Annotated in this window: 19 protein-coding genes; 8 read left to right on the forward strand and 11 right to left on the reverse strand. The window is 58.5% G+C overall.

Annotated elements, in window-relative coordinates; all coding sequences use genetic code 11:
* Positions 1 to 45 precede the first annotated feature (45 nt).
* On the reverse strand, positions 46 to 1,332 hold the full coding sequence (locus AC3WK5_RS03130) for an MFS transporter (protein WP_158248904.1): 1,287 nt from the start codon (positions 1,330 to 1,332) through the stop codon (positions 46 to 48).
* Between the two features lie 370 nt (positions 1,333 to 1,702).
* Here AC3WK5_RS03130 and mexE point away from each other — a divergent pair, with 370 nt between their 5' ends.
* Genes mexE through AC3WK5_RS03145 form a run of 3 tightly spaced genes read left to right on the forward strand, consistent with a single transcriptional unit; the run spans position 1,703 to position 7,569 of the window.
* A complete protein-coding gene (mexE, locus tag AC3WK5_RS03135; protein WP_054597210.1) occupies positions 1,703 to 2,956 on the forward strand; it encodes a multidrug efflux RND transporter periplasmic adaptor subunit MexE in 1,254 nt (417 codons plus the stop codon).
* Positions 2,957 to 2,971: 15 nt separating this feature from the next.
* Positions 2,972 to 6,151, forward strand: a complete 3,180-nt coding sequence (locus AC3WK5_RS03140; RefSeq protein WP_103314534.1) for an efflux RND transporter permease subunit — start codon at positions 2,972 to 2,974, stop codon at positions 6,149 to 6,151.
* Positions 6,148 to 7,569 carry an efflux transporter outer membrane subunit gene (locus AC3WK5_RS03145; protein WP_103314533.1) on the forward strand — a complete coding sequence of 474 codons (1,422 nt, stop codon included), beginning with the start codon at positions 6,148 to 6,150 and terminating at the stop codon, positions 7,567 to 7,569. The genes AC3WK5_RS03140 and AC3WK5_RS03145 overlap by 4 nt, the downstream gene beginning before the upstream one ends.
* A 120-nt stretch (positions 7,570 to 7,689) precedes the next feature.
* Here the strand turns inward: AC3WK5_RS03145 and AC3WK5_RS03150 are convergent, their stop codons facing one another.
* The 3 genes from AC3WK5_RS03150 to AC3WK5_RS03160 are packed head-to-tail and all read right to left on the reverse strand — an operon-like array spanning position 7,690 to position 10,985.
* Complete coding sequence (locus AC3WK5_RS03150; RefSeq protein WP_103314532.1) at positions 7,690 to 8,655, reverse strand: HlyD family secretion protein; 966 nt, start codon at positions 8,653 to 8,655, stop codon at positions 7,690 to 7,692.
* 4 nt (positions 8,656 to 8,659) lie between these two features.
* Positions 8,660 to 8,860 carry a DUF1656 domain-containing protein gene (locus AC3WK5_RS03155; protein ID WP_103314531.1) on the reverse strand — a complete coding sequence of 67 codons (201 nt, stop codon included), beginning with the start codon at positions 8,858 to 8,860 and terminating at the stop codon, positions 8,660 to 8,662.
* Positions 8,850 to 10,985, reverse strand: a complete 2,136-nt coding sequence (locus AC3WK5_RS03160) for an FUSC family protein (protein WP_103314530.1) — start codon at positions 10,983 to 10,985, stop codon at positions 8,850 to 8,852. The genes AC3WK5_RS03155 and AC3WK5_RS03160 overlap by 11 nt, the downstream gene beginning before the upstream one ends.
* A 175-nt stretch (positions 10,986 to 11,160) precedes the next feature.
* Between AC3WK5_RS03160 and AC3WK5_RS03165 the strand changes: the two genes are divergently transcribed.
* The gene (locus tag AC3WK5_RS03165) at positions 11,161 to 12,216 is read left to right on the forward strand and encodes a tetratricopeptide repeat protein (protein ID WP_103314529.1); all 1,056 of its coding nucleotides are present in this window, start codon (positions 11,161 to 11,163) and stop codon (positions 12,214 to 12,216) included.
* Between the two features lie 358 nt (positions 12,217 to 12,574).
* Here the strand turns inward: AC3WK5_RS03165 and AC3WK5_RS03170 are convergent, their stop codons facing one another.
* Genes AC3WK5_RS03170 through AC3WK5_RS03185 form a run of 4 tightly spaced genes read right to left on the reverse strand, consistent with a single transcriptional unit; the run spans position 12,575 to position 18,490 of the window.
* Positions 12,575 to 12,952, reverse strand: a complete 378-nt coding sequence (locus AC3WK5_RS03170) for a response regulator (protein ID WP_054597203.1) — start codon at positions 12,950 to 12,952, stop codon at positions 12,575 to 12,577.
* Positions 12,953 to 12,996: 44 nt separating this feature from the next.
* Positions 12,997 to 14,211: a hybrid sensor histidine kinase/response regulator gene (locus AC3WK5_RS03175; protein WP_103314528.1), complete on the reverse strand. Its 1,215-nt coding sequence runs from the start codon at positions 14,209 to 14,211 to the stop codon at positions 12,997 to 12,999.
* Complete coding sequence (locus AC3WK5_RS03180) at positions 14,201 to 15,022, reverse strand: CheR family methyltransferase (protein ID WP_103314527.1); 822 nt, start codon at positions 15,020 to 15,022, stop codon at positions 14,201 to 14,203. Before AC3WK5_RS03180 ends, AC3WK5_RS03175 begins: the two co-directional genes overlap by 11 nt.
* Complete coding sequence (locus AC3WK5_RS03185; protein ID WP_103314526.1) at positions 15,023 to 18,490, reverse strand: response regulator; 3,468 nt, start codon at positions 18,488 to 18,490, stop codon at positions 15,023 to 15,025.
* A gap of 193 nt (positions 18,491 to 18,683) precedes the next feature.
* On the opposite strand from AC3WK5_RS03185, the gene AC3WK5_RS03190 reads away from it, so the two are divergent.
* Positions 18,684 to 19,046, forward strand: coding sequence for a response regulator (locus AC3WK5_RS03190; RefSeq protein WP_103314525.1), 363 nt, complete (start codon positions 18,684 to 18,686; stop codon positions 19,044 to 19,046).
* Between the two features lie 2 nt (positions 19,047 to 19,048).
* On the opposite strand, the gene AC3WK5_RS03195 is transcribed toward AC3WK5_RS03190, so the two are convergent.
* The gene (locus AC3WK5_RS03195; RefSeq protein WP_103314524.1) at positions 19,049 to 19,927 is read right to left on the reverse strand and encodes a GntR family transcriptional regulator; all 879 of its coding nucleotides are present in this window, start codon (positions 19,925 to 19,927) and stop codon (positions 19,049 to 19,051) included.
* 17 nt (positions 19,928 to 19,944) lie between these two features.
* Positions 19,945 to 20,109, reverse strand: coding sequence for a hypothetical protein (locus AC3WK5_RS03200; protein ID WP_158248903.1), 165 nt, complete (start codon positions 20,107 to 20,109; stop codon positions 19,945 to 19,947).
* On the opposite strand from AC3WK5_RS03200, the gene AC3WK5_RS03205 reads away from it, so the two are divergent.
* Positions 20,108 to 21,403 (forward strand): glycosyltransferase, encoded by a 1,296-nt coding sequence (locus AC3WK5_RS03205; RefSeq protein ID WP_103314523.1) that lies wholly within the window; start codon positions 20,108 to 20,110, stop codon positions 21,401 to 21,403. The genes AC3WK5_RS03200 and AC3WK5_RS03205 overlap by 2 nt on opposite strands.
* A 62-nt stretch (positions 21,404 to 21,465) precedes the next feature.
* Here AC3WK5_RS03205 and AC3WK5_RS03210 read toward each other — a convergent pair whose 3' ends face one another.
* Positions 21,466 to 22,302 (reverse strand): phosphatidylinositol-specific phospholipase C domain-containing protein, encoded by an 837-nt coding sequence (locus AC3WK5_RS03210; RefSeq protein WP_103314522.1) that lies wholly within the window; start codon positions 22,300 to 22,302, stop codon positions 21,466 to 21,468.
* A gap of 304 nt (positions 22,303 to 22,606) precedes the next feature.
* On the opposite strand from AC3WK5_RS03210, the gene AC3WK5_RS03215 reads away from it, so the two are divergent.
* Both AC3WK5_RS03215 and AC3WK5_RS03220 read left to right on the forward strand, forming a co-directional pair.
* A complete protein-coding gene (locus AC3WK5_RS03215; protein ID WP_103314521.1) occupies positions 22,607 to 23,470 on the forward strand; it encodes a phosphatidylinositol-specific phospholipase C domain-containing protein in 864 nt (287 codons plus the stop codon).
* Positions 23,471 to 23,559: 89 nt separating this feature from the next.
* A complete protein-coding gene (locus AC3WK5_RS03220) occupies positions 23,560 to 24,465 on the forward strand; it encodes an AraC family transcriptional regulator (protein ID WP_103314520.1) in 906 nt (301 codons plus the stop codon).
* The last annotated feature ends 5 nt before the right edge of the window (positions 24,466 to 24,470 follow it).

Below are 24,470 nucleotides of genomic sequence, written 5' to 3' on the forward strand. Positions count from 1 at the left end.
GTGGCGTACGTTCGGCGTGGTCTTTCACATGCTCATGAAAAGCGCTCATCGGGTGACCTCATTACCATCCAACAGAGGCTCTTCACCCGTGTTCGCGTAGACGGCTTCATTGTCCTTGGGAACGAGCAACACAATCGCACCGACGATGACTTCAAAAATCCCGCTGCCGACGATGACCATGCCGGTTTCGAACCGGGCATAAAGTGCCGCACCGCAGGCCCCGGCAATGAGAATGGAGGCCCCCAGCGCGGCATAGCGTAACCTTGCCAGCCCGGCAATCTCGCTTTGCCTGAACGTGGTTTGAATCAGCAGAATGAACGAGATGTCGATCAGCGGCCCGCCGAGCGCGGCCAGGCCTGCGCCGAACATCATCCCGACCAGGACGTACTCCGCTGGCAGGTACATCACCGCCGCACCGATGGTCGCAATGCCCAGGCCGTTGACCACCGAGCCGAAGGTAAAACCACCGTACAAGCGTCGGATATGCAGGTTGCCGACGACAAAAATAGAGATCAGGTTACCGCAACCATAGGCGCCCATGATCAGGCCGTAGGCGGCAAAGCCCCGTACACCGAAACCCTGGATGTCGTACTTGACCACGGCCAGCGCCATGCCGATGGAAATGCCCAGGCTCCAGGCGACGTTGCCCAACCCCGCACACGCATACACCGCCTGCATCTGCCGACGACCGACCAGGCTGCGCCAACCGGCGGTGAAGGCGGCACGCCGGCTCGTCACCTTGACCGGTTGGCGAGGCAATGCCGTCCTCAGCTTCATCACCGCCCAGGCCGAGATCAGGAACGTCAGGCTATTGAGGGTAAACAGATGTTCAAGCGGAATCAGCAAGGTAATGGCCGCGGCCAGCATCGGCCCGATCACCCGGGCCACCCGGATAATTGCGTCGAACAGCGCGTTGACGGCCTGCAACTGGTCCGGCGCCGCGACAATGCGTGGCAGGCTGGCGCGCATGGCCGGTTCGAACAAAGAGTTGACGATCATCATGAGCATGACCGGCACCGCCAGCATCCACAGGCTCAGGATGCCCAACGCCCAAGCCAGCATCGGAATCAGCGCGAGCCCGGCCCGCGCAAGGTCAGCGCCGATCATCGTGCGTCGATGGTCCCAGCGCTCGGCCCAGATCCCTCCCAGCAACGCGCCCGCCAGCGCCGCCCCGCCGCGCAACGCACTAAGCCAACTCGCATCGGTGCCGGCGATCTGCACCGCCATCCAGGCGACAGCGATCGCGAACAATTCGTCGCCGATCGAGGATAGCGCCAGCCCTCCCCACAGCAACGCCACAGGCCGCTGAAGCAACGGTCTAAACAACTTCATATCATCAATTCCGCACATGAAGACCCGTCATACAACGGACCTGTAAGCCCACTATTGGCCAGATTGACCAAGCGCAAGGTCGATCACCGAAAAAGCCGAAAGCTGGTAACGGCTCAGGCAGTTCGGGCACAGCAAGAAGCGAGCTTGCTCACGATGACCGCGACTCGGTTTTCAACCTGACCTTTGCACTCCCCGCAACACTGAATTGTCATCAGGCACATTGATAGCCGCCTAACGAAAGCCCCATGCTAGAGGGCTAACTCGGCGCTTATATCATTCCGAATGATAGTTACCTTTGCCTCATTCGATTCGTTTGATACAGCCCCGCCGAGCATCATCCGCCCATCTCAATACAGTGGCGGATGTATCCATGGAACAGTCATTCAAACATTTGCGCTTCCCCTTGGCCGTTTTGGCCATGCTGGTGATGAGCGCCTGCGGCAAGACCCCGGGCACCGCTGCCGCCATGCCTGCGGCGAAAGTCAGCGTGGCCAAGGTGCTGGAACAACCGGTCAACGAGTGGGACGATTTCACCGGCCGCCTCGAGGCACCGGAAACCGTCGAGATTCGTCCTCGGGTGTCAGGCCAGATCGACGAAGTCGCATTCACCGAAGGCGCCCTTGTGAAAAAGGGCGATTTGCTGTTCCAGATCGACCCTCGCCCCTTCCAGGCTGAGGTCCGCCGTCTTGAAGCCCTGGTTGCCCAAGGTCGCGCCAATGCTACCCGCAGCGAAAACGAAGCCCAACGCGGTGAGCGCCTGCGCACCAGCAATGCGATTTCTGCCGAGCTGGCCGACTCGCGCAGCAGCGCCGCCCAAGAGGCCCGAGCCGCTGTCGGCGCCCTCCAGGCGCAACTGGACCTGGCCAAACTGAACCTCAGCTTTACCCGCGTCACTGCACCGATCAGTGGCCGCGTCAGCCGTGCGGAAATCACCGCCGGCAACCTGGTCACCGCCGATGTCACCGCGCTGACCAGCGTGGTCTCCACCGACAAGATTTACGCCTACTTCGACGCCGATGAGCGTGTGTACCTCAAGTACACCCAGCTCGCCCGCCAGGGCCAACGCGGTCAAACCACTCCGGTTTACCTTGGTCTGTCCAATGAAGAAGGCAACCCACATCTGGGCCAGATGAACTTCGTCGACAACCAGGTCAACCCGAAAACCGGCACCATCCGTGGTCGCGCCGTGTTTGACAACAGCAAGGGCGAATACACCCCCGGCCTCTACGCTCGCCTGAAACTGGTGGGCAGCGGGACCTATTCCGCCGTGCTGATCAACGACGAAGCCGTCGGTACCGACCTGGGTAAAAAGTTTGTACTGGTGATGGACGCCGACAACAAGTCGGCTTATCGCGCCGTCGAACTGGGACCGAAGATCGAAGGTTTGCGCATTGTGCGCAGCGGTCTGAACAAGGACGACACGATCATCGTCAAGGGCTTGCAACGGGTGCGTCCGGGTTCCCCGGTGACACCTGAAGTGATCCCGATGGCCAGCCAGGAAACCCTCGCGGCCCTCGCTCAACAACGCCAAGCGCTTGAAGCCAGCAACCTGCCCCAAGTCGCACCTGCCAAGGTTGCGCCGGGTACGGCTGTGAAACTCGCCGCTGCGACTCCACGCGGTTAAGGGACGACAACTCCGATGAATTTTTCCCAATTCTTCATTTCACGGCCGATCTTCGCAGCGGTGCTCTCGCTGTTGATCCTGATCGCCGGCAGCATCTCGCTGTTCCAGCTACCGATCAGCGAATACCCGGAAGTCGTGCCACCGACCGTGGTGGTCCGCGCCAACTTCCCGGGTGCCAACCCTAAAGTCATCGGTGAAACCGTGGCCGCTCCGCTGGAGCAAGCCATCACCGGCGTCGAGAACATGCTGTACATGTCCTCGCAGTCCACCGCTGACGGCAAGATCACCCTGACCATCACCTTTGCGCTGGGCACCGACCTGGACAACGCACAGGTTCAGGTGCAGAACCGTGTCACCCGCTCCGAGCCCAAGCTGCCCGCCGAAGTGACCCGGATCGGTATCACGGTGGACAAGGCTTCGCCCGACCTGACCATGGTTGTGCACTTGACCTCGCCGGACAAGCGCTACGACATGCTCTACCTGTCCAACTACGCCTTGCTCAACATCAAGGATGAGCTGGCGCGGCTGGGCGGCGTCGGTGACGTGCAACTGTTTGGTATGGGCGACTACTCGCTGCGGGTCTGGCTCGATCCGAACAAGACCGCTTCGCGCAACCTGACTGCGACCGATGTGGTCAACGCGATTCGCGAACAGAACCGCCAGGTCGCCGCCGGTGCCCTAGGTGCGCCGCCAGCGCCGAACGCCACCGCGTTCCAGCTCTCGGTCAACACCCAAGGTCGCCTGGTCTCCGAGGAAGAGTTCGAGAACATCATTATTCGCTCTGGCGAAAACGGTGAAATCACTCGCCTCAAGGACATTGCTCGTGTCGAACTGGGCTCCAGCCAGTACGCCTTGCGCTCCCTGCTGAACAACCAACCGGCCGTGGCGATCCCGATCTTCCAGCGTCCAGGCTCCAACGCTATCGAGATCTCCAACGAAGTGCGCGCCAAAATGGCCGAGCTGAAGAAGAGCTTCCCCGAAGGCATGGACTTCAGCATCGTGTATGACCCGACGATCTTCGTTCGCGGTTCCATCGAAGCTGTGGTGCACACGCTGTTCGAAGCACTGATTCTGGTGGTGCTGGTGGTGATCCTGTTCCTGCAAACCTGGCGTGCCTCGATCATTCCGTTGGTGGCGGTACCGGTGTCGTTGATCGGTACGTTCGCCGTGATGCACCTGTTCGGCTTCTCGCTTAACGCGTTGTCATTGTTCGGATTGGTATTGGCCATCGGTATCGTGGTCGACGACGCCATCGTGGTGGTGGAAAACGTCGAACGGAATATCGGCCTCGGGCTGACACCGGTCGAAGCGACCAAGCGCGCCATGCGTGAAGTAACCGGACCGATCATCGCCACCGCGCTGGTGCTGTGTGCCGTGTTTATCCCGGCGGCCTTCATCTCCGGGTTGACCGGGCAGTTCTACAAGCAGTTCGCGTTGACCATTGCGATCTCCACGGTAATCTCGGCCTTCAACTCGCTGACCCTGTCGCCAGCGTTGGCGGCCGTGTTGCTCAAAAGTCATGATGCGCCCAAGGACCGTTTCTCGAAGGTCCTCGACGGTATTTTCGGTGGCTGGTTGTTCCGTCCGTTCAACCGTTTCTTTGATCGTGCCAGCCATGGTTATGTCGGCACTGTGGCTCGTGTGATCCGCAGCAGCGGCATCGCCCTGCTGCTGTACGCCGGCCTGATGGCGCTGACGTTCCTCGGGTTCTCGAACACCCCGACCGGGTTCGTGCCCGGCCAGGACAAGCAATACCTGGTGGCCTTCGCCCAACTGCCGGACGCGGCGAGCCTCGACCGCACTGAAGATGTGATCAAGCGCATGTCCGACCTGGCCCTTAAACAGCCTGGCGTGGAAAGCGCAGTGGCCTTCCCTGGCCTGTCGATCAACGGCTTCACTAACAGCCCTAACGCCGGCATCGTGTTCGTCACCCTGAAACCGTTCGACCAACGCAAAGACCCAAGCCAATCGGCTGGTGCCATTGCCGGAGCCTTGAACGGCCAGTACGCCGGGATTCAGGAAGCCTACATGGCGATCTTCCCGCCGCCGCCGGTACAAGGCCTGGGCACCATCGGTGGTTTCCGCCTGCAGATTGAAGACCGGGGCAACCTGGGGTATGACGAACTGTACAAAGAAACCATGAACATCATCACCAAGAGCCGCAGCGTGCCGGAACTGGCCGGGCTGTTCACCAGCTACACCGTGAACGTGCCACAGGTCGATGCCGCCATCGACCGCGAAAAAGCCAAGACCCACGGCGTGGCCGTCAGCGACATCTTCGACACCCTGCAGATCTACCTGGGTTCGTTGTATGCCAACGACTTCAACCGCTTTGGTCGCACCTATCAGGTCAACGTTCAGGCCGAGCAGCAGTTCCGCCTCGAACCGGACCAGATCGGCCAGCTGAAAGTGCGTAACAACAAAGGCGAGATGATCCCGCTGGCGACCTTCATCAAGGTCAGCGACACCTCGGGCCCGGACCGCGTGATGCACTACAACGGCTTTATCACCGCTGAAATCAACGGCGCCGCAGCCCCTGGCTACAGCTCCGGCCAAGCGCAACAGGCCATCGAAAAACTGCTCAAGGACGAACTGCCTAACGGCATGACCTACGAGTGGACCGACCTGACCTACCAGCAAATTCTGTCCGGCAACACCGCGCTGTTCGTGTTCCCGCTCTGCGTACTGCTGGCGTTCCTGGTACTGGCCGCGCAATACGAGAGCTGGAGCCTGCCGCTGGCGGTGATCCTGATCGTCCCGATGACCCTGCTGTCGGCGATTACCGGGGTGATTCTCTCCGGTGGCGACAACAACATCTTCACCCAGATCGGCTTGATCGTTCTGGTGGGACTGGCCTGTAAGAACGCGATCCTGATCGTCGAGTTCGCCAAGGACAAGCAAGAGGAAGGCCTGGACCCGCTCAGCGCGGTACTGGAAGCCTGCCGTCTGCGTCTGCGGCCGATCCTGATGACCTCCTTCGCCTTCATCATGGGCGTGGTGCCTCTGGTGTTCTCCAGCGGTGCCGGTGCAGAAATGCGTCACGCCATGGGTGTGGCGGTGTTCTCCGGGATGCTCGGGGTGACCTTCTTCGGTCTGTTGCTGACGCCGGTGTTCTACGTATTGATCCGTCGTTTTGTGGAACGCAGCGATGCCCGCAAAGCGGCCAAGGCCCTGAAACTGGAGGCGCAACAATGAGCCTGAAAGCCTTCCTGCCGAGCTTGCTGGTACTGGCCCTGAGTGCCTGTGCCGTCGGCCCGGACTACAAGACCCCGGCAACGGAGGCGGCCAACATCACGGCCGCCACCGACGGCGCCAACGGTCAGAAGAACTTCGACCGCGCACGCTTCGAAGGTGTCTGGTGGCAGCAGTTCGATGACCCGATCCTCAATCAGTTGGTGACCCAGTCGTTGCAGGGCAACCGTGATCTGCGAGTGGCATATGCGCGCTTGAAGGCGTCTCGGGCGTTCCGTGATGACGCGGCCACCCAGACCACACCCAACGTCACCAGCCGCGCCAGCAGTGATTTGGCCAAAGGCCAGATTCCCGGCCAGACCACTCAGCGCGTCAACAGCGAGCGCTATGACCTGGGCCTGGACATGGCCTGGGAAGTCGACCTGTTCGGCCGCATCCAGCGCAACCTGGAAGCCGCTGATGCCGATCAGCAAGTGGCCGAAGCCGACCTGCACCAACTGCAAGTCAGCATGATTGCCGAACTGGTGGACGCTTACGGTCAACTGCGCGGTGCGCAACTGCGGGAAAAAATTGCGCTGGCTAACCTGCAGAACCAGCAAGAGTCGAGCAAAATCACCGTGAGCCTGCGTGATGCCGGCGTCGGCGATCAGCTCGATGTGGTTCGCGCCGATGCCCGCCTCGCCTCCGTCGAAGCCAGCGTGCCGCAACTGCAAGAAGTGCAGGTGCGTCAACGCAACCGCATCGCCACCCTGCTCGGTGAACGACCGGACAAACTGACCGTCGACCTCAGTCCGGCCAACTTGCCGGCGATTGCCAAGGCCCTGCCAATTGGTGATCCGGGTGAACTGCTGCAACGCCGTCCGGATATCCGCAGTGCCGAACGCAAACTGGCCGCCGCCACCGCGCGAATCGGCGTGGCCAAGGCCGATCTGTTCCCACGGGTCAGCCTCAGCGGCTTCCTCGGTTTCACCGCCGGGCGTGGTTCGCAGATCGGCTCCTCGGCAGCCAGCGCCTGGGCGCTCGGCCCAAGCATTACCTGGGCCGCTTTCGATCTGGGCAGCGTCCGCGCTCGTTTGCGGGCCGCGGACGCTAACGCCGAAGGCGCCCTGGCGACCTACGAGCAGCAAGTATTGTTAGCGCTGGAAGAATCGGAGAACGCCTTCTCCGATTACGGTAAACGTCAACAGCGCCTGATCTCGCTGATTCGTCAGAGTGAGTCAAGCCGTGCCGCGGCTGACCTCGCGCAAATTCGCTACCGCGAAGGCACCGTGGATTTCCTGGTGCTGCTCGACGCGCAACGTGAGCGCCTGGCCGCCGAGGATTCCCAGGCCCAGGCCGAGGTCGACCTTTACCGTGGCATCGTTGCCATCTACAAGGCCCTCGGCGGTGGCTGGCAACCCGAGACGGTCGCCAGCAGGTAATCCCCTTTCAAGAGCTCCTTTGGTTGGCCGCAACCAACCAAATTTTTTGCCCCGCGCCTCATTCGGTCGCGGGGCTTTTTTTTGCCTGCAAACTTTGGCGACTCGCCACAATCTCCCGTGTTAGCGGTGATCGTCGGATTTGCGGGTTTCCTGGACAGTCACCGTAGCCGTGGTCCCGGCGCGCAGCGTGTTTTTTCCGGCGTAGTCGGCATCGATCTGAATCCGTACCGGCACCCGCTGCGCCAGTTTGACCCAGGTGTAGCTCGGGTTGATGTTGGCCAGCAAACGGCCGCCGGGCAGGTTTTCCCGGTCGGCAATAGCGAAGGCGATGCTTTGCACGGTGCCGCCAAAACGTTCGCCACTCATCAGTTCGATGTCGACCCGGTCACCTTCCGCGATTCGTGGCAGTTTGGTTTCTTCGAAGTAGCCGCTGACATAAAACGAGTCGCTGTCCACCAGCGCCACCAGCGGACCGCCCGCAGTCGCGTAATCGCCCTGCCGAGTCAGCAGATTGGTGACGTAGCCACTGACCGGCGATTCGACCCGGGTGCGCTCCAGATCGTGTTCAGCCTCGGCCAATGCGGCGATGGCCAGTTGCACATTGGCCTGGGCAAAACCCAGGTTGGCCTGGTTGCGCAGCAAATCGGCCTGAGCCACCGACACCTCGGTACTGGATTTTTCCCACTCTTCGCCAGAGACCGCCATGCGTTCCTTGAGGGTCCGTCGACGCAGCTCCTCGCTTTGACGCTGCTTGAGCAGCGCCTGGCTGGCAACGATGGTCGCTTGCGATTGCCCGAGAGAAGCCTTCGCCACTTCCACCGAACGCTTGGCATGTTCCACCGCCAGGGCGTAACGCGAGGGATCGATTTCCAGCAGCAACTGCCCCTTCTCCACATGCTGGTTATCCTGCACGCCGAGGCGGACGATGCGGCCTGCAACATCGGCGGACAAGGTCACCACATCGGCACGCACCCGTGCGTCCCGCGTCCAGGGTGCGCGGGTGTAATGCTCCCAGGCAAACCAGCCGAGCACAAAAGCCAGCACGACCACTGCCAGTGTCGAGAGTTGGGCAAGAATCTTCTTCAAGACATCAGGCTCCCATCGCCAGAATCAACATCGCGCACACGCAGGCGTACAACGCGCCTTCGAACAAGGCTTCATGCCAGACGAACTGCAACACGCCGAGGCGCCGCAGGATCCAGTCCAGCACCAGGAAAATCGGCAAGCCCAGCAACAGCGCCTGGGCAATCGGCGGCAGATAGACACCGCCTATTTCCAGATCAATGGTCAAGCGCAGGTACTCCTTGCAAGGTGACAGGCTCAAAGTGGCCACGGTGACGCTCCAGGAACGACACCACGATCAACAACGCCACGCGCATGCGAAACACTGACCACAGGTGTTCATGGACGCTGCAGTGCAGCGCGTCCAGCTCATCGCCCAAGGCGTGCAGGCTGTCGATCACGCGATCCACTTCGATGTTCGGCCGACCGGCAACCAGCCGCCCGGCTTCCTGAACGGTGGCAAACAACCGGGTTTGCGTCTGCGGGCTCAGTAGAAGGTTGTTCTGCCCCTGCTGCCTGAGCTGGTTCAAGGCAATGCCCAGGGCCAGACAGCCGAGGCTGACCTCGAACAGGTCGCGCGCAGGCTTGTCCTGGATGGCTGGCAACAGCCCCAGCATCGTGGTCAGACGGTCGACCAGACGACTCTCGAAGGCAAACTGGTTTTCATCCGTGGCCGGTTTTTTCAGCAAGGCATAGACCTGCTCGCAATTTTCCTGGTGCAGTCGGCGAATACGCAGAACGGGCCTGAAGGGGAAGATCAAGGCATACACACTCAACGCCAGCACGGTGGCGCAGGTGTAAGCGCCAGCAAATTCAAACCACTGGATCGCGGTGTTCTGCCCCAATCCGGTGTTCTGCGGGCCCAATAACAGAAATGTCGACAATCCCAGCCCGATCCCCGTCCCCGTGGTTGGCGGGCTGGACAACCCCACCGCAACGGCATACAGCAATGGCGCCAGCAACAGGGCCAACAGCTCGAAGCTACTGATCATCGGCACCAGCGCAAATTCAAGCAGCGCCGACACCACCAGCGCCAGCCCCAGGCCCCGGGCATAGCTCTGGGCAGCCAACAACGGGCGGGGAAACGTCGCCATCAACGAGCAGAGGATCCCCGCCACAATCATCCCGCCCCGGGCGCCGTCCCAACCGGTTTCGATCCATATCAGGCCAGCCACCATCAGTGCGCAGAACGCACGGATGGCGTTCATCGTCGCCAGGGTGAAATCCAGGTGCAGAGGATTGGCCTGACCGCGAAACACGCTACTGGCCTTGCGTCCGCTCTGGATCGCATCGCTCAATTCCAGAATCGTTTCAAGCTGCTGGAGCATTCGCGCCTGTTCCCAACGCAGTGACCATGACAGCGAGCGCAAGGTGGCCTTCAAGGGCTCGGTCAGTTGCTCCGAACGGTAGGCCAGTGCATCGAAGCGCTGTTGCAATGCCGCAAACTGGTGCCGCTGCTCGCTGGACAGCGCGCGCCCCTGCCGGGCCAGTTCATCGAGAAAGGTCAGCTCTTCGTTCAGCAAATGCTGGATTTCGGCAGGGATCTCGCCTTCCCAGCGTTCGAGCAACAGCTCGCGCTGATGGCGCAATGCGGTGAGCCGCGCGGTCAGCAACAGCAGTTGATTGCCAAGCAATTGCACCAGGTCGTCGGCACTGCGCAAACGCGGCGCGTCGTAATACAAATGCCGGCGTACCCCCTCCAGCGCACTGATCTGCCCAAGTAGCTGCATTTGCCGACGGTGGAAGTCTTCCTCGCTTTCCTCGGTTCGAATGACCGCGCTGGCATGGGTTGCCAGCAGCTTGATCACCTGATCGATCCTGGCAAAGTAATCCTTGGCCACAGCCTCCGGACGCGCGGTCAGCAGGCTGACCACACAGACACAGGCAACCGCCAGCAACGTCTCGGTCACGCGGGTCACGGCCAACAGGAAGGTGCCCTCCAGATCAGGCACTGCCAACAGCCCCACCACTACTGCCGTATAGCCGCTGAGCACAAATGCCTGGGAACTGGTGTAGCGCAACAAGGTGCCACCGGCGGTGCACAGCGCCAGCCACAGGGACAACGTCATCACGAAAGGCACCGGCGCCTGGGGGAAGATCGCCATGATCACCACAGCCACGGCTGCGCCCAGCGTGGTGCCGATGACCTGGCCAAAACTGCGGGCGAGCGCCATCCCGGCCAGCGGCTGGCTGACGATGACCACGGCCATGATCGACCATTTGGGCTGGTCGAGGTCAAACACAAAGGCCAGGTACAGTGTCAGCAGCCCGGCGGTGATCGTTCTCAAGGCAAACAGCAACACCCCGGGACCGGGGTGGAGGATCGCCTTGAAGTACTGCAGCAACGCTTGCATGGAAACGCTCGTCGAGTCGTCTCCAGCAAGCGTAGTCACTGCGACGACACGTGAGAGGTTTCAGCTCGACATGTGCCCATCAAGTATGGTTTTAACCACGTCCCGGGTTTGACTCGCAGCGCCAGCTGACCGATGCTGGCAGCTTTGCAAACACTGTCAGATTCCGGATTCCTGCATGCCCATGCCTCGCCGCTACCTGTACATCAGCCTGCTTGTCCTGTTTGCCGTCGGCATTGCCTGGTTTTCTCTGCGCAGTACGACGCCAGAGGTGCCCCCCGCGATCAAGCAGGGCTATCACGACGCCATGGAAAAGGCCCGCAACGGCCAACCCGGTGCGGCGCGAGTGCTCTATCAGCAGTTGGCACGTCCGGACTTGTCGGACACGCGCCGTGTCCTGTTGCATGCCGAACTGGCGAATTACCCGAGCCCGCAGGCACTGAAACTGGCAGACGCCGACCTGCAAAGCCCCGTGGTCGAGGTTCGCCAGGCGGCGATCAAAAGCATCGTCGGGCTGGTGCCCAACGGCCAACGCAGCCTGTTGCTCGGGCCATTGCTCGAGGACCACGAGCAAGTCGTGCGTTTTGCCACCGCGAACGCGTTGCTGGGGCTTTCGCCGGATGATCTGGGGTTGTACTTCGGCCCTTTGCAGCAGGTCATCGATGAATACGAGCACTCGCTGAATAGTCAGCCTGAAAGCGCCGAGACCCAATACCAACTGGCTCGCCTGCACCTGCACAACGCTGAAGTGAAAGCAGCACAGCAGGCGCTCGATCAGACCTTGCGCCTGGACCCGGGCAACTTGCCGGCGCTGGTGATGCAGATCGAGGTACTGGATAAACAGGGCCAGGCCGATGCTGCCCAACAAATGCTCGCCAGGCAGTTGAAGGCCCAACCTGACTCCGCCTACCTGCAGCATGCTTTAGGGTTGTGGTTGCTGCATCACGGACAAAACGAGCTGGCCTTGCTCGGTCTTTCAAAAGCGGTAGAACTTGCGCCCGACAACAGGGAATACCGCTACGACCTGGCAACCACCTTGCACGGCCAGGAAGAGCTCGAAGCCGCACAAAAGCAGCTTCAGGAAATCGTTCAGCGTCACCCGGCCGATCGCAAGGCGCGAGTCACGTTGATCAACTACTGGAAGGAAAGCGGCCAGCTGCAGAATGTTCAGGTGCTGCTGGCACAGCTTGAGCAAATGAATCCGGATGACCCGGCGTTGCAGCAGGGACTCTAAAAGACCACAAGATTCGATAGACGCGCGTGGGAACGATCAACAGTGCCGCCCCCCGTAGCAGCTGCCGAGCCTGCGAGGCTGCGTTCGAGGACGTAGTCCTCGCCAATCCGGTGTACGCTGTTTTCCTGAACGAACGTGTTGCCTGATTTTACGACCGCTTCGCGGCCGAACGCAGCCTCGCAGGCTCGGCAGCTGCTACGACGGGCGTTTAAGCTTGCCTACGCGGTGCATCGTGCACTGGGATCACCTCGATACACCTGAACCAGCGTAGGAGTTGGCGCAGCCTGCGATCTTTGATCCCGGAAAGATCGTCCGAACGCGGCCCGAACCTTCGGCTGCCCAGGGTATTGCCTGGGGCTTACGAAAGCATTTCGTGCATCAAGACCTGTAATTCGTCGAGATCGAACGGCTTGGCGAGGATCGGAGCCTTTTGCGCGATCGGGCTGCCGGACTCACGAATTTCCTGCGGGTAACCGCTGATGAAAATCACCTTGAGTTCAGGTCGCAGCTTCACCGCAGGTTCGGCAATCTGTACGCCGGAGATGCCACCGGGCAGACGGTAATCGGTGATCATCATATCCAGGTGCGGTTTGCTCGCGAGAATTTCGAAAGCCTGCTCGCCATCTACAGCCTGCAAAACCCGATAGCCCTCACCCGACAGATAGGCGACCAGTACCATCAGGATCGAGGGGTCATCTTCAACGATCAATACGACGTCTTGTGCATCTTCACTCATGGGAAGCCTTTGTTCGGTCAATAGCTGCTGATACGACCCTTCGGTCACGCAGAGGTTGCGTTGCTTTGTCTGTTTTCCTGCAGCGGTAGGCAAACACGAAACAACGAACCTTGATTAATCTTGCTCTCAACAGTGATGGATCCGCCATGGGCGGCGACGATTTGCTCGGAAATAAACAGCCCTAAACCCAGTCCGGCTACCACGGTTTTCGCCGACACACGCTCGAACTGCTGAAAAATACGTTTCTGGTTTTCCTCACTGATGCCAATCCCCTGGTCCCTGATCTCCATCCGCGCTTCACCGTCCTGGCTGTACACGCGAACCTCGATCGGACGCTTGGCACCGTAACGCAGGGCGTTGGTCAGCAGGTTGGACACCACCTGCTCGATGCGAAACTCATCCCAATTGCCTTCCACCGGTAGCGGAGCGACAAACGTCACCGACGACTCGGCAGACTCCACCTGCGGTGCAAAATTCTGCAACAGGTTACCCGTCAACTGCGCCAGGTCAAAACGGCTGGGGCGAATCGACAGCTTGCCGGTGCGAATCCGCGAAACATCGAGCATGTCCTCGATCAAGCGGATCAGGCTCTTGATCTGCCGCTCATCGCGATCAACCATCGCGTGCATCTTGTCCAGGGTAAACGCCGCAGCATTGTCCCTGGCCAGGTGCATCTTGCGCAGCTGGGTTTCGAGGATCAGCCCGTTCAACGGTGTACGGACCTCGTGAGCGACGATCGACATGAAGTCATCGCGCATGCGCACGGCCTGCTCCAGCTCGCTCTGCGTGGCCTGCAATTGCTTGAGTAACGCCTCCTGCTCACGACGGCCTTGCTCCAGGGCTTCGACCTGCAGCTTCATCGCCTTGCGCTGCCGGTACAGGTCGACAAACACGTTGACCTTGCTTTTCACCGCGTGGATATCCAGCGGTTTATGCAAAAAGTCCACGGCGCCACTTTCGTAACCCTTGAACGCGTAATGACTCTCTCGCCCGGCCGCACTGACGAAAATAATCGGAATGCTCCGGGTTTTCTCGGTACTGCGCATCAGTTCGGCCAGTTCGAAGCCGTTCATGCCCGGCATCTGTACATCGAGGATGGCGATGGCGAACTCGTGTTGCAGCAGCAATGACAAGGCTTCGTCGGCGGATAGCGCCTTGTACACCGTGCGATTTTCACGGGTGATCAGCGCTTCGAGCGCCAGCAGGTTCTCTGGCAGATCGTCGACGATCAGCAATTTGGCCTGGATATTACTCAGCATGCTTGCGGTAGATCCGTTCTTGTTTGACCAAAGGTTCGAACTGCTTGCCATAGGTCGAGAAGTCCAGGGTCTCCTTACTGCCCAGCACCAGGAAACCACGATGACACAGCGACTCATGAAACAGCCCGAAGGCACGATCCTGTAATTTTTTATTGAAATAAATCAATACATTGCGACATGAAATTAATTGAGTTTCTGAAAAGACACTGTCAGTCGCGAGGCTGTGATCGGCGAAAGTCACGTTCTCACACAGGGTCTTGTCGAAAATCGCGTGGTCATACGCCGCCGTATAGTAGTTGGCGAACGAGCACTGACCACCGGCCTGCTGGTAGTTATGGGTGTAGGCACGGATGTTCGCCAGCGAAAAGATCCCCTGCTTGGCCTTTTCCAGCGAGCGTGGGTTGATGTCAGTGGCGTAAATGATGGTGCGCTCCAGCAAGCCCTCTTCGCGCAGCAGAATGGCCATCGAATAGACCTCTTCGCCCGTGCTGCACCCGGCAATCCAGATCTTGATCGAAGGATAGGTCTTGAGCAGTGGCACCACTTCCTGACGAATGGCCTGGAAGTGCGCCGGGTCGCGAAACATCTCGCTGACTGGAATCGTCAACAATTGCAGCAACTGCATGAACGCCGTCGGGTCGTGCAGCACCCGCTCCTGCAGCGCGGAAATGGTCTTGCATTCGAGTTGATGCAAGGCGTGATTGACCCGACGCTTGATCGAAGCGCCGGAGTAATCACGAAAGTCGTAGCTGTATTTAAGGTAGATCGCTTCGACCAGCAACCGCAGCTCGATGTCGATATTGTTCTCCACTTAGATACGTTCCATCTTCGGTAACCACACGCGAATCAGCGAGAACAGGCGGTCCAGGTCGATGGGCTTGGCCAGGTAATCGTTGGAACCTGCTTGCAGGCAGCGCTCCTGATCGTCCTTCATGGCCTTGGCCGTCACCGCAATGATCGGCAGCTTGCGCCAGCGCGGGTCCTTGCGGATCTCGAGGGTGGCTTCAAAACCGTCCATCTCCGGCATCATCACGTCCATCAGCACCAGGTCGATGTCATCCACCTCATTGAGTTTCTCGATCGCTTCACGACCGTTACGGCCAATCACCACGATAGCGCCCTTGTGCTCCAGTGCGCTGGTGAGGGAAAAGATATTGCGCACATCATCATCCACCAACAGCACCTTGCGGCCTTCGAAGACCCTATCGCGGCTGCGGGCAGTCTTGAGCATCGTTTGCCGCTCTTGGGACAACCGCGATTCGACTTTGTGCAGGAACAGTGTCACCTCATCGAGCAGGCGCTCTGGCGAGCGCGCGCCCTTGATGATGATCGAGCGAGAATACTTGCGCAGGTCCGCCTCTTCATCACGGGTCAGGTTACGCCCGGTATAGACGATCACCGGCGGGAACGAGCAGATATCTTCGGTGGACATGCGCTTGAGCAAGTCATTGCCGAGCATGTCCGGCAGTTTCAGGTCGATGATCATGCAGTCATAGATCGTCTCGCGCAGCAGGTCCAGTGCTTCCTGGGCCAGTCCGACAGCGGTGATTTCGATGTCATCGTCACCGATCAGCCGGGCAATGCTGTCGCGTTGCAGGTCATCGTCTTCCACCAGCAGCACGCGCTTGACCTTTTGCGTCAATTTGGCTTCCAGTCGTGCGAATACGTCCTTGAGCTCTTCGCGGGTGGTCGGCTTGAGCGCATAACCGATGGCGCCCATGTGCATGGCGGCCTCGACGCGGTCCTCGACGGAAATCACGTGAACCGGGATGTGGCGGGTTTCGGCATGTTCTTTCAGACGCTGCAACACCGTCAGCCCGGAATGGTCCGGCAGGCGCATGTCCAGCAGAATCGCATCCGGCATGAAGCGTTTCGCCAGGTCGTACCCTTCATCGGCGCCGTGAGCCACCAGGCATTGATAGCCCAGCTCGTGAGCCAGGTCGAAGAGGATGTGTGCGAAGTTCACTTCATCTTCCACTACCAGCATGCAACGGCGAGTGAACGGCGCTTTGTCACGGTCATCCGCAAAGCGCGGAATCTTCGCTTCGACGATCAGCGGTGCAGGCGCGGCAGTCACCTTGGGAGCCGTGACGACCGGTACGATCTTCAGCAGCTCACGCGGCTCATCGCCGAGGTCGACATACTGCACAGGCAACACCAGCGTGAATGAGCTGCCCTGCCCCGGTTCACTGATGACGCTGATCGAACCGCCGAGCAACGCTGCCAGGTCACGGGAAATCGACAAGCCCAGCCCCGTGCCACCGTAACGACGGTTGGTACTGCCATCGGCCTGGCGGAAGGCCTCGAAAATACTTTCCTGCTGATCACTGGCAATACCGATGCCCGAGTCACGGACGATAAAAGCGATGCCCTCGCCCGCCTGCCTGGCCACCGTCAGGCTGACGCTACCCCTCTCGGTAAACTTGATAGCGTTCGACAACAGGTTCTTCAGCACCTGCTCCAGACGCTGACGATCGGTGAACACCATCAACGGCGCATCCGTTTGCAGTTCGAGGTTGAACGCCAGATGTTTGTCCGCTGCCAACGGTTCAAACATGCCGCGCAAGCCATCGACCAGCCGCGCGACACTGGTGTTCTCCGGGCGTATTTCAAGCTTGCCGGCCTCGACCTTGGAAATATCGAGAATGTCGTTGATCAGGTTGAGCAAATCGTTGCCAGCCGAATAAATCGACTCGGCAAATGTCACCTGTTCGGCGCTGAGGTTTTGTTGTGGGTTCTCTGCCAGCAACCTGGCGAGAATCAACGAACTGTTCAACGGCGTGCGCAGTTCATGGGACATATTGGCGAGGAATTCGGATTTGTACTGGCTGGAACGCTGCAACTCTTGCGCACGCTCCTCAAGTTGTACCTGAGCCTGATTCAACTCACCGTTCTTGCGATCCATCGCATCGCGCTGTTCGGCGAGCTGTTCGTTGGTCTGCTCAAGCTCGGCCTGCTGAGTCTCCAGGTGCCATTGCGACTCTTTGAGCACCCGCGACTGTTCTTCCAGCTCTTCGTTGGCAGTCTTCAGTTCTTCTTGCTGCACCTGCAACTCTTCATTGAGTTGCTGGGTCTGGGCGAGTACTTCCTGCAATCGTTGGCGATAACGTGCCGCTTCGATGGAGGTGCCGATATTCCCGGCTATCAGCTCCAGCAACTCGACATCGCGCTCGGTCAGGGCACGCAGAAACCCCAGTTCGATGACACCGTTGACCCGATCGTCATCACGGGTCGGCACCACCAGCACGCTGCACGGCACGCCCTCACCCAACCCCGAGCTGACTTTGAAATAACCGGCGGGTACTTCATCCAGACGAATCAGCCGACCTTGTTGTGCCACCTGGCCGGTAATGCCCTCGCCACTGTTGATCGCTTGCTCGCGCCCTTCCTGCTCGCGGGAGAAACCATAAGAGGCAATACGCGTGAGGCCTCCGTGCTCTTCCTTGGCGTACATCGCGCCGACGGCGCTGCCGAGGTATTGCGCGCAAAACTGCAGAATATTGCGTCCCAACCGATTTAACGTCAGTTGTCCAAGCACCTGTTCCGCCAATTCGGTCTGGCCATTGCGCAGCCAGGCTTGTTCTTCCAGACGTTGCGCGCTGCTCTGTTGCGCCGCGAGGTTGGCACTGTACTTTTGCGACAGGCTGAGCAAATCGCGACGACCGACGTAGGCCAGCAAACCACTGATACCGGCAACCAACAGCAGATACAGGGAAATGCTCCAGATCGTCGTGCGTCGAACCCCTTCGTTGCGCGTGATACGCAACTGTTGCTCCATGTCGATGACATCTTCGTACTGCTTGCGGATTTCATCGGTCAGTCGCTTACCGCGACCGGATTTCACGGCCGCCCGGTAATCACCACTGCGGTGCTGCAAGTCGATCATGGTCTGCGCGTAATCGTTCCACTCCACCTGCAACGCCTCAAGCCTGCGCAGGCGATCAACCTGCGGCGGGTTATCGGCCGTCAGCTCCTGCAAGGTCTTGAGCGCAGCGATGATTCTCGGTTTGGCTGTTTCGTAGGGATCGAGAAAATGCTCGTCACCGGACAACAGAAAACCACGCATCCCGGTTTCCAGGTCGACGGTCAGCGTTAACGCTTCGTTGGCGTTGTTGATCACCCGGTCCGTGTGCTCGAGCCATTGGATCACCGACAACAGATAAGTGATCAAAGAGACAAAAAACACCGCGCTCAGCAAGCCCATACCCAGCGGCAAGCTGACATTGCGGCTCAACAGTTTGCGAAAACCTTGCTCATCAACCGAAGACGAAGAAGTCATTGGATGGCCTTGGTGAACCGTCGTAAGTGAAGGAGTTTGCTCCATAAACGCCCCTTGGATCTTTTATTTGACAACCTTGCCGGCAATTTCCTGCATCGCTCAGCATGATTCAGAGAGAACGGTTACCCTGTCGACTCACGCCGGTAACTACAATCAACCTGTGACCGACCGCCTTCTTCCGAGAGCCACCACCATGTCCGCCACAGCGCCCACCATCCTTGTAGTCGAAGACGATAGCATTGTGCGCATGCTGATCGTCGACGTACTGGAAGAACTCAAGTTCAAGGTGCTGGAGGCCGACAGTGGCAAAGCAGCACTTGCCCTGCTCAACGATAGCGCGCAAATCATCGATCTGCTGATGACCGATGTGGGATTGCCGGAGATGGATGGCCGGGAGCTTGCCGCTCAGGCGCGTGCACTGCACCCGGCGTTGCCGATACTGTTTGCCAGTGGCTATGCGGAAAGTATTGAAGTGCCGGAGGGCATGTCGGTGATTGGCAAGCCGTTCTCTATCGAGCAGTTGCGCGACAAGGTCCTGAGCATGCTTGCGGCTTGAGCTCAGCTTTTCTTGCGCACTTCATTCAAGGTACTGGCCACTTTCAAGTGCCGGTACAGCAAGGTCGACGCCCATTCCCGATCGCCCTGCTCCAGCGCATCGATAATTTCCAGGTGTTCACGGCAGGAGGTGCGAACCCGTTCCAGGTTCGACACGGTATGAAATTCGGTCAGCCGGCGCAGGCGGTTTTGCTGCTGCACGGTTTGCAGGATGAAGCTATTGCCGGACGCAGCAGCCAATAACTCGTGGAACTCGGCATTGGCTTCGAAAAAGCTCAGGCTGTCGGGAGTGCCTTCGAGCAGCGCCTGCTGCTTTTCACGGCAACGCTGTAGACGTTCACGCGGCAGATTGAAGGTCGGTTCGAGCAAGCCTGCAGGTTCCAGGAGCATGCGGAAGCGATAGCTTTCGAAGCGTTTCTCGGCCGAGCTCAAGGTGGGCAAAAACATCCAGCCGTGCCCGTGTTTGCGCTGCATCACGCCTTCGTCGGACAACCGCAGCAAGCAGCGGCGCAATACCGCTTTGCTGGCACCGTAACGACGCAGCAGATCGCTCTCCATCACCTGATCGGGAATCGCCTGGGCCAGTCGATCATCGATCAGCCGCTGATACAGCTCCTCATCCTCACCGACCGGCAGACTGACCTTGGCCAGCTCATCGCTGAGCGGTGTATCCAGCACGCAATAACCCTGATGCGGCAAGCGTCCGATCACCTGCTCTTGCGCCAGATAGACCAGCGCCCCGCGAATCGGCGAGCGAGACACGCCAAAGCGCTCGGCCAGTTCGACCTCTTTGAGGTGACTGCCGGGGGTTAACTCACCAGACCGGATCGCCATGAGAATCTGCGAAGCGACTTTAGTCTGGAGTGCGGTGGGTTGGGTCATCGAAAAACGTCCATGAATCAGCTGTCAGACGCTAACTCATGAATCGGCAAACTTCCAGTCAATACAAGCGCATAAGGCACCGTTGGGCGATTGCCGGGCACAATAAACATCATCAGCTGTGGTTTAATTGCGCCCCGCGTTTCTCCCCAGTCTTCTGCCTGCATCAAGGAAATCCCGTTCATGAGTCAGCCCCGCGCAACCAAAGTCCTGGTCATTGGTTACGTCTGGCCCGAGCCGCGCTCGTCCGCAGCCAGCGGACACGTGATGCAAATCCTTGAAACGTTTTTACAGCAAGGCTGGGACATCACGTTCAGCAGCCCGGCCGGTGCGGGCGAACACAAGGCCGACCTGACGGAATTGGGCATTCGTGAAGTCTCCATCGAGCTGAACAACAGCAGTTTCGATACCTTCGTCAGCGATCTGGCTCCGGATATCGTGCTGTTCGATCAGTTCATGATGGAAGAACAGTTCGGCTGGCGTGTCGAGAAACATTGCCCTGACGCCTTGCGCGTACTTGAGACCTCTGACCTGCAGAGCTTGCGACATGCCCGCCACCAGCGGCTCAAGGACCGCCTGAAGGCCAGTGACGACGCCAATGACTTCAGCGAGTTGTTCGCCCCCGCGTTGCGTGAAGAGTTCGAGCTCATGGCCGATACCGATCTGGCCAAGCGCGAAATTGCCGCGCTGTTTCGCTGTGACCTGAACCTGATGATCTCGCAAGTGGAAATCGAACTGCTGGTCGAGCAGTTCAAACTGCCACGTCAGTTGCTGCACTGGTGCCCGTTGATGATCGACCCGATCACTCAGCCGTTCACACCCTTCGAGGACCGTGCACACTTCCTGAGTATCGGCAATTTCCGTCACGCGCCGAACTGGGACGCGGTGCTCTGGATGAAAACCACCCTCTGGCCGCTGATCCGGCAACAACTGCCCGGTGCGCAACTGCACATTTATGGCGCTTATACGCCGCCAAAGGCGACCGCGCTGCACAACCCGAGCCAGGGGTTTCACGTGATGAACTGGGCCGAAGACGCCTTGCAGGTCATGTCCGCGGCACGCATCTGCCTGGCTCCGCTGCGCTTCGGCGCTGGCATCAAGGGCAAGATTGTCGACGCCATGCTGTGCGGCACACCGAATGTCACCACGCCGGTCGGTGCCGAAAGTATGTCCGGGGACATGCCTTGGCCGGGTGCGATCGCCGAAAGCGCCCAGAGCCTTGCCGATGCAGCTGTGCGCCTGTATCAAGACAAGACGCAGTGGACCCTTGCTCAAACCGCCGGCATCAAACTATTGGCCGATCGTTACCAGCAGCGCGTTCATGGCCCGTCATTGATTGATCGACTGATGGGTTGCCGCGAAAACCTGTTGAAACAGCGCAACGATAACTTTATCGGCAGTATGCTGCGGCACCATCAGCACAAGAGCACTCAATATATGTCGCAGTGGATTGAAGAAAAAAACCGCAATAACGGGTAAGCATTCGTTAACCCGCGGGTCGTTCATGCTGACTTTTCAGTCAAGCCCGAAACAAAAGACCATCACTTTTGTTTCGCTTTCGCCTTCATAAGATTGGCTTTCATGCAATGAGCAACCAGCGCCGACTCATCAAAGAAATCGACATTGATCACGCTGCAATTCAACACCCTCTCATTGCGAGCCGGGTCAAACCACTCGTTCAAATGAGTGGTTATATTCACAGGCCCTTGTGCCAACCCGTAACTCGTGGCGGACAATGACCATGGCATCCCAACACCATTTGGATACGCTATGGTCTTGGCAATAAACACCTTCACATCAGCGACACTGGCGAAGTCTATCCCCGTCCATTCACCTCTGAGTCCCCAATTGAAATAACGGCGATCAACGTCCCCATAAGACGCCAGCATGACACGTTGAAATGGACTGGTTCTTTTTAGTTCCCCCAACGTCAAATAACGATTTTCGGGGGGAATCACCCGTCCTCCCAAGTGTTGCGTCAGCAATCGGGAAAATTCCTTTACGTCGAATGGACTGCTATCGGAGCTTAGTTGCTGGAAGTTCAAGACAGTGAACTCATCGGGATTTTGCTCAAGGAACCTGTCCACGGCCATGATCAGATCTTCCAGGGCCCGAGAAGATCGATATCCATTGTGCTGAAACCAGAAGCCGCCCTTGCCGTCATACTCAAGCCTGAGATCAAGTGCCCGGGCACCATTGACCAGTTGATAGTAAAAACTATTATTCTGGCAGGCTGCCCAGTGGCTGACGCCCGGAACGGCATAAGCAGCCTTTTTGTCGACGCCCGAATTGTGAGCGCCTGGCAATACCAACTCCCCCACTGTCAAGCCGTCGAGGGCGGGCATGCCGGTCATCCATTTATAAAATTCGCTAGCCATATTTCATCCATTACGTATGTGTTTTTGCGCGCAGCATGACAATGTGCTCTTCGCAACTTTCGCTGTCTTTATATCCGCATACACGCCCGCTAACCACTCACCCAACAACATCAAGATTGACAATATATTACTGTGCCGCCAGCGTATTCCTACGTAACAAAAGGATCGTAGTAGCTGTCACCCGGCACACACTGCACTTATCTTGTTATGTACCGCCTGCGTCCGCAAAGGCTCAGCACTCAACACCCAAAATACATACCGCGCGTCTACGGATTGACACGTGTGACAAAAAGCAGGAGCACACATGCCACGAAACACTGCAGGACATTTAAACAAACAGACCTGGATGAACGAAGTCCTGGATATTGACACCCTGAAGTTAACCGACATTATCTGGCCAGGCGCCCACAATTGCGGCATGGATAAAAAGGCCCCTAACTACGACGTCGTTATCGGCCATTGGACAACCTGTCAAAACGATACATTTTCCTGGCAACTGGCCCAGGGCGTCAGAGCGTTCGATATACGCCTGGGGTATAAGCCGGGGCACGATCAGGATATCTTTTATTTTCACCACAATGGCCTGGAGTCTCATCGCGTCCTGGATGAACTTATCGACGCCGTTCTGGCGTTTCTTCAACGCAATCCCAACGAGTTCATCGTGCTTGATTTTCACCTTCTGGCGGGTGGCAAGCACGCCTTCGACTATAAAAAGTTCAACGCCTTGCTCTTGAGACGGCTGGGACACACAACCATTCCATTTTCACAATCGCACCTCTCCATCGGGCAACTGAAGCGAGCCAGCCCTCATCGCAGGCTAGTGCTGGCCGCGCACGGGCCGGATGATCTTGATGAAACCACGTTCTGGCCGGGAGTCATTCACAAGTGGAGCGACAAGGCATTCACTGATATCGACGATTTGCGCAACCACATTGCCAACACCTTGAGTACTGAGCATTCCGGCAATTTTCTATGGTCCCTGTCAGCCACCAGCTATTCGTTTCTTGGAGGTCCCGTGGACATCAAGAACACTATCAACGACTGGTTTCATCAATCACGGGACTGGGTGAGTCGCTGCTGCATCATCAACACCGACTTTGTCGAAGAGTCTGAAATTGTTCGTTATTGCTGGATAGCCAACAGTATGAAGGCCGTCAGCATGCGCTGATCGTGCTAGCGCCAGGCGCGCATCTCAAGACTGGTGTCCCTTTCTTGAAGAAGGCATTATCGGCTGCAGTTACCCACAAGCGTGCAGCCATGACCCGAGCGGCAAGAGTCACCGACCCCGCATACGAATTGATGGACGACCACAATGGGTTGTCCATCATTTATCGCCAGCACGGATTCCCCTGCCCGCTGGTGCGTTGGCATTTCCATAAGGAATACGAACTGCACCTGATTGTCGCAAGCTCGGGCAAGGTGTTCATCGGTGATTACATCGGCAATTTTTACCCCGAAACGCTGTTTCTGACCGGTCCTAACCTGCCGCACAACTGGATCAGCCAGGTCGCCGAAGACGAAGTGGTGCCCAAGCGCGACATGCTGGTGAACTTCACCGAAGAGCTGTTCGAAAGCGGCCATCAGGTGTTCACCGAGCTCAAGAGCCTGACGCCCCTGCTGGAGCGTGCGCAGTACGGCATCGAGTTTCGCTGTAAACACACAATCCGCCAGGCCATGGACTTGATGCAGCGGATTGCCGACGCCAAAGGCGTTACCCGCCTCGGGTACTTTTTCATTCTGCTGGAGTTGCTGGCGGCCACCGACGATTACCAGCTGCTGTCCGGCGCCACCACGCCGCAATTGGCCGACGAACACAACATCGACCGTACCAACCGGGCAGTGGATTACATCTTTGCCCACTACGCTCGCGAACTGCCACTGGAAGAAGTCGCCGAACACCTGGGCATGAAACCAACCTACTTCTCGCGAGTCTTCAAGCAGGCGACCGGGCGCTGTTTTATCGAGTTCGTCAATCGCTTGCGCATCAGCAAATCCTGCGAGTTGCTGGCCGATGGCGATAAACCGGTAACCGAGGTGTGCTTTGAGTCGGGCTTCAACAATATTTCCAACTTCAACCGACGCTTTCAGCAACTCAAAGGCATGACCCCTTCCCATTACCGTCGGCTGGCGGTGCAGCGTTTGACTGAACAAAATCTCGGTTAGCCTAG

The sequence above is a fragment of the Pseudomonas sp. FW306-02-D09B genome, from assembly GCF_058782685.1.

Coding starts and splice junctions, on each gene's coding strand:
- AC3WK5_RS03130 (WP_158248904.1), bottom strand. CDS start 1,332: ATGAAGTTGTTTAGACCGTTGCTTCAGCGGCCTGTGGCGTTGCTGTGG.
- mexE (WP_054597210.1), top strand. CDS start 1,703: ATGGAACAGTCATTCAAACATTTGCGCTTCCCCTTGGCCGTTTTGGCC.
- AC3WK5_RS03140 (WP_103314534.1), top strand. CDS start 2,972: ATGAATTTTTCCCAATTCTTCATTTCACGGCCGATCTTCGCAGCGGTG.
- AC3WK5_RS03145 (WP_103314533.1), top strand. CDS start 6,148: ATGAGCCTGAAAGCCTTCCTGCCGAGCTTGCTGGTACTGGCCCTGAGT.
- AC3WK5_RS03160 (WP_103314530.1), bottom strand. CDS start 10,985: ATGCAAGCGTTGCTGCAGTACTTCAAGGCGATCCTCCACCCCGGTCCC.
- AC3WK5_RS03165 (WP_103314529.1), top strand. CDS start 11,161: ATGCCCATGCCTCGCCGCTACCTGTACATCAGCCTGCTTGTCCTGTTT.
- AC3WK5_RS03170 (WP_054597203.1), bottom strand. CDS start 12,952: ATGAGTGAAGATGCACAAGACGTCGTATTGATCGTTGAAGATGACCCC.
- AC3WK5_RS03175 (WP_103314528.1), bottom strand. CDS start 14,211: ATGCTGAGTAATATCCAGGCCAAATTGCTGATCGTCGACGATCTGCCA.
- AC3WK5_RS03185 (WP_103314526.1), bottom strand. CDS start 18,490: ATGACTTCTTCGTCTTCGGTTGATGAGCAAGGTTTTCGCAAACTGTTG.
- AC3WK5_RS03190 (WP_103314525.1), top strand. CDS start 18,684: ATGTCCGCCACAGCGCCCACCATCCTTGTAGTCGAAGACGATAGCATT.
- AC3WK5_RS03195 (WP_103314524.1), bottom strand. CDS start 19,927: ATGACCCAACCCACCGCACTCCAGACTAAAGTCGCTTCGCAGATTCTC.
- AC3WK5_RS03205 (WP_103314523.1), top strand. CDS start 20,108: ATGAGTCAGCCCCGCGCAACCAAAGTCCTGGTCATTGGTTACGTCTGG.
- AC3WK5_RS03200 (WP_158248903.1), bottom strand. CDS start 20,109: ATGAACGGGATTTCCTTGATGCAGGCAGAAGACTGGGGAGAAACGCGG.
- AC3WK5_RS03210 (WP_103314522.1), bottom strand. CDS start 22,302: ATGGCTAGCGAATTTTATAAATGGATGACCGGCATGCCCGCCCTCGAC.
- AC3WK5_RS03215 (WP_103314521.1), top strand. CDS start 22,607: ATGCCACGAAACACTGCAGGACATTTAAACAAACAGACCTGGATGAAC.
- AC3WK5_RS03220 (WP_103314520.1), top strand. CDS start 23,560: ATGACCCGAGCGGCAAGAGTCACCGACCCCGCATACGAATTGATGGAC.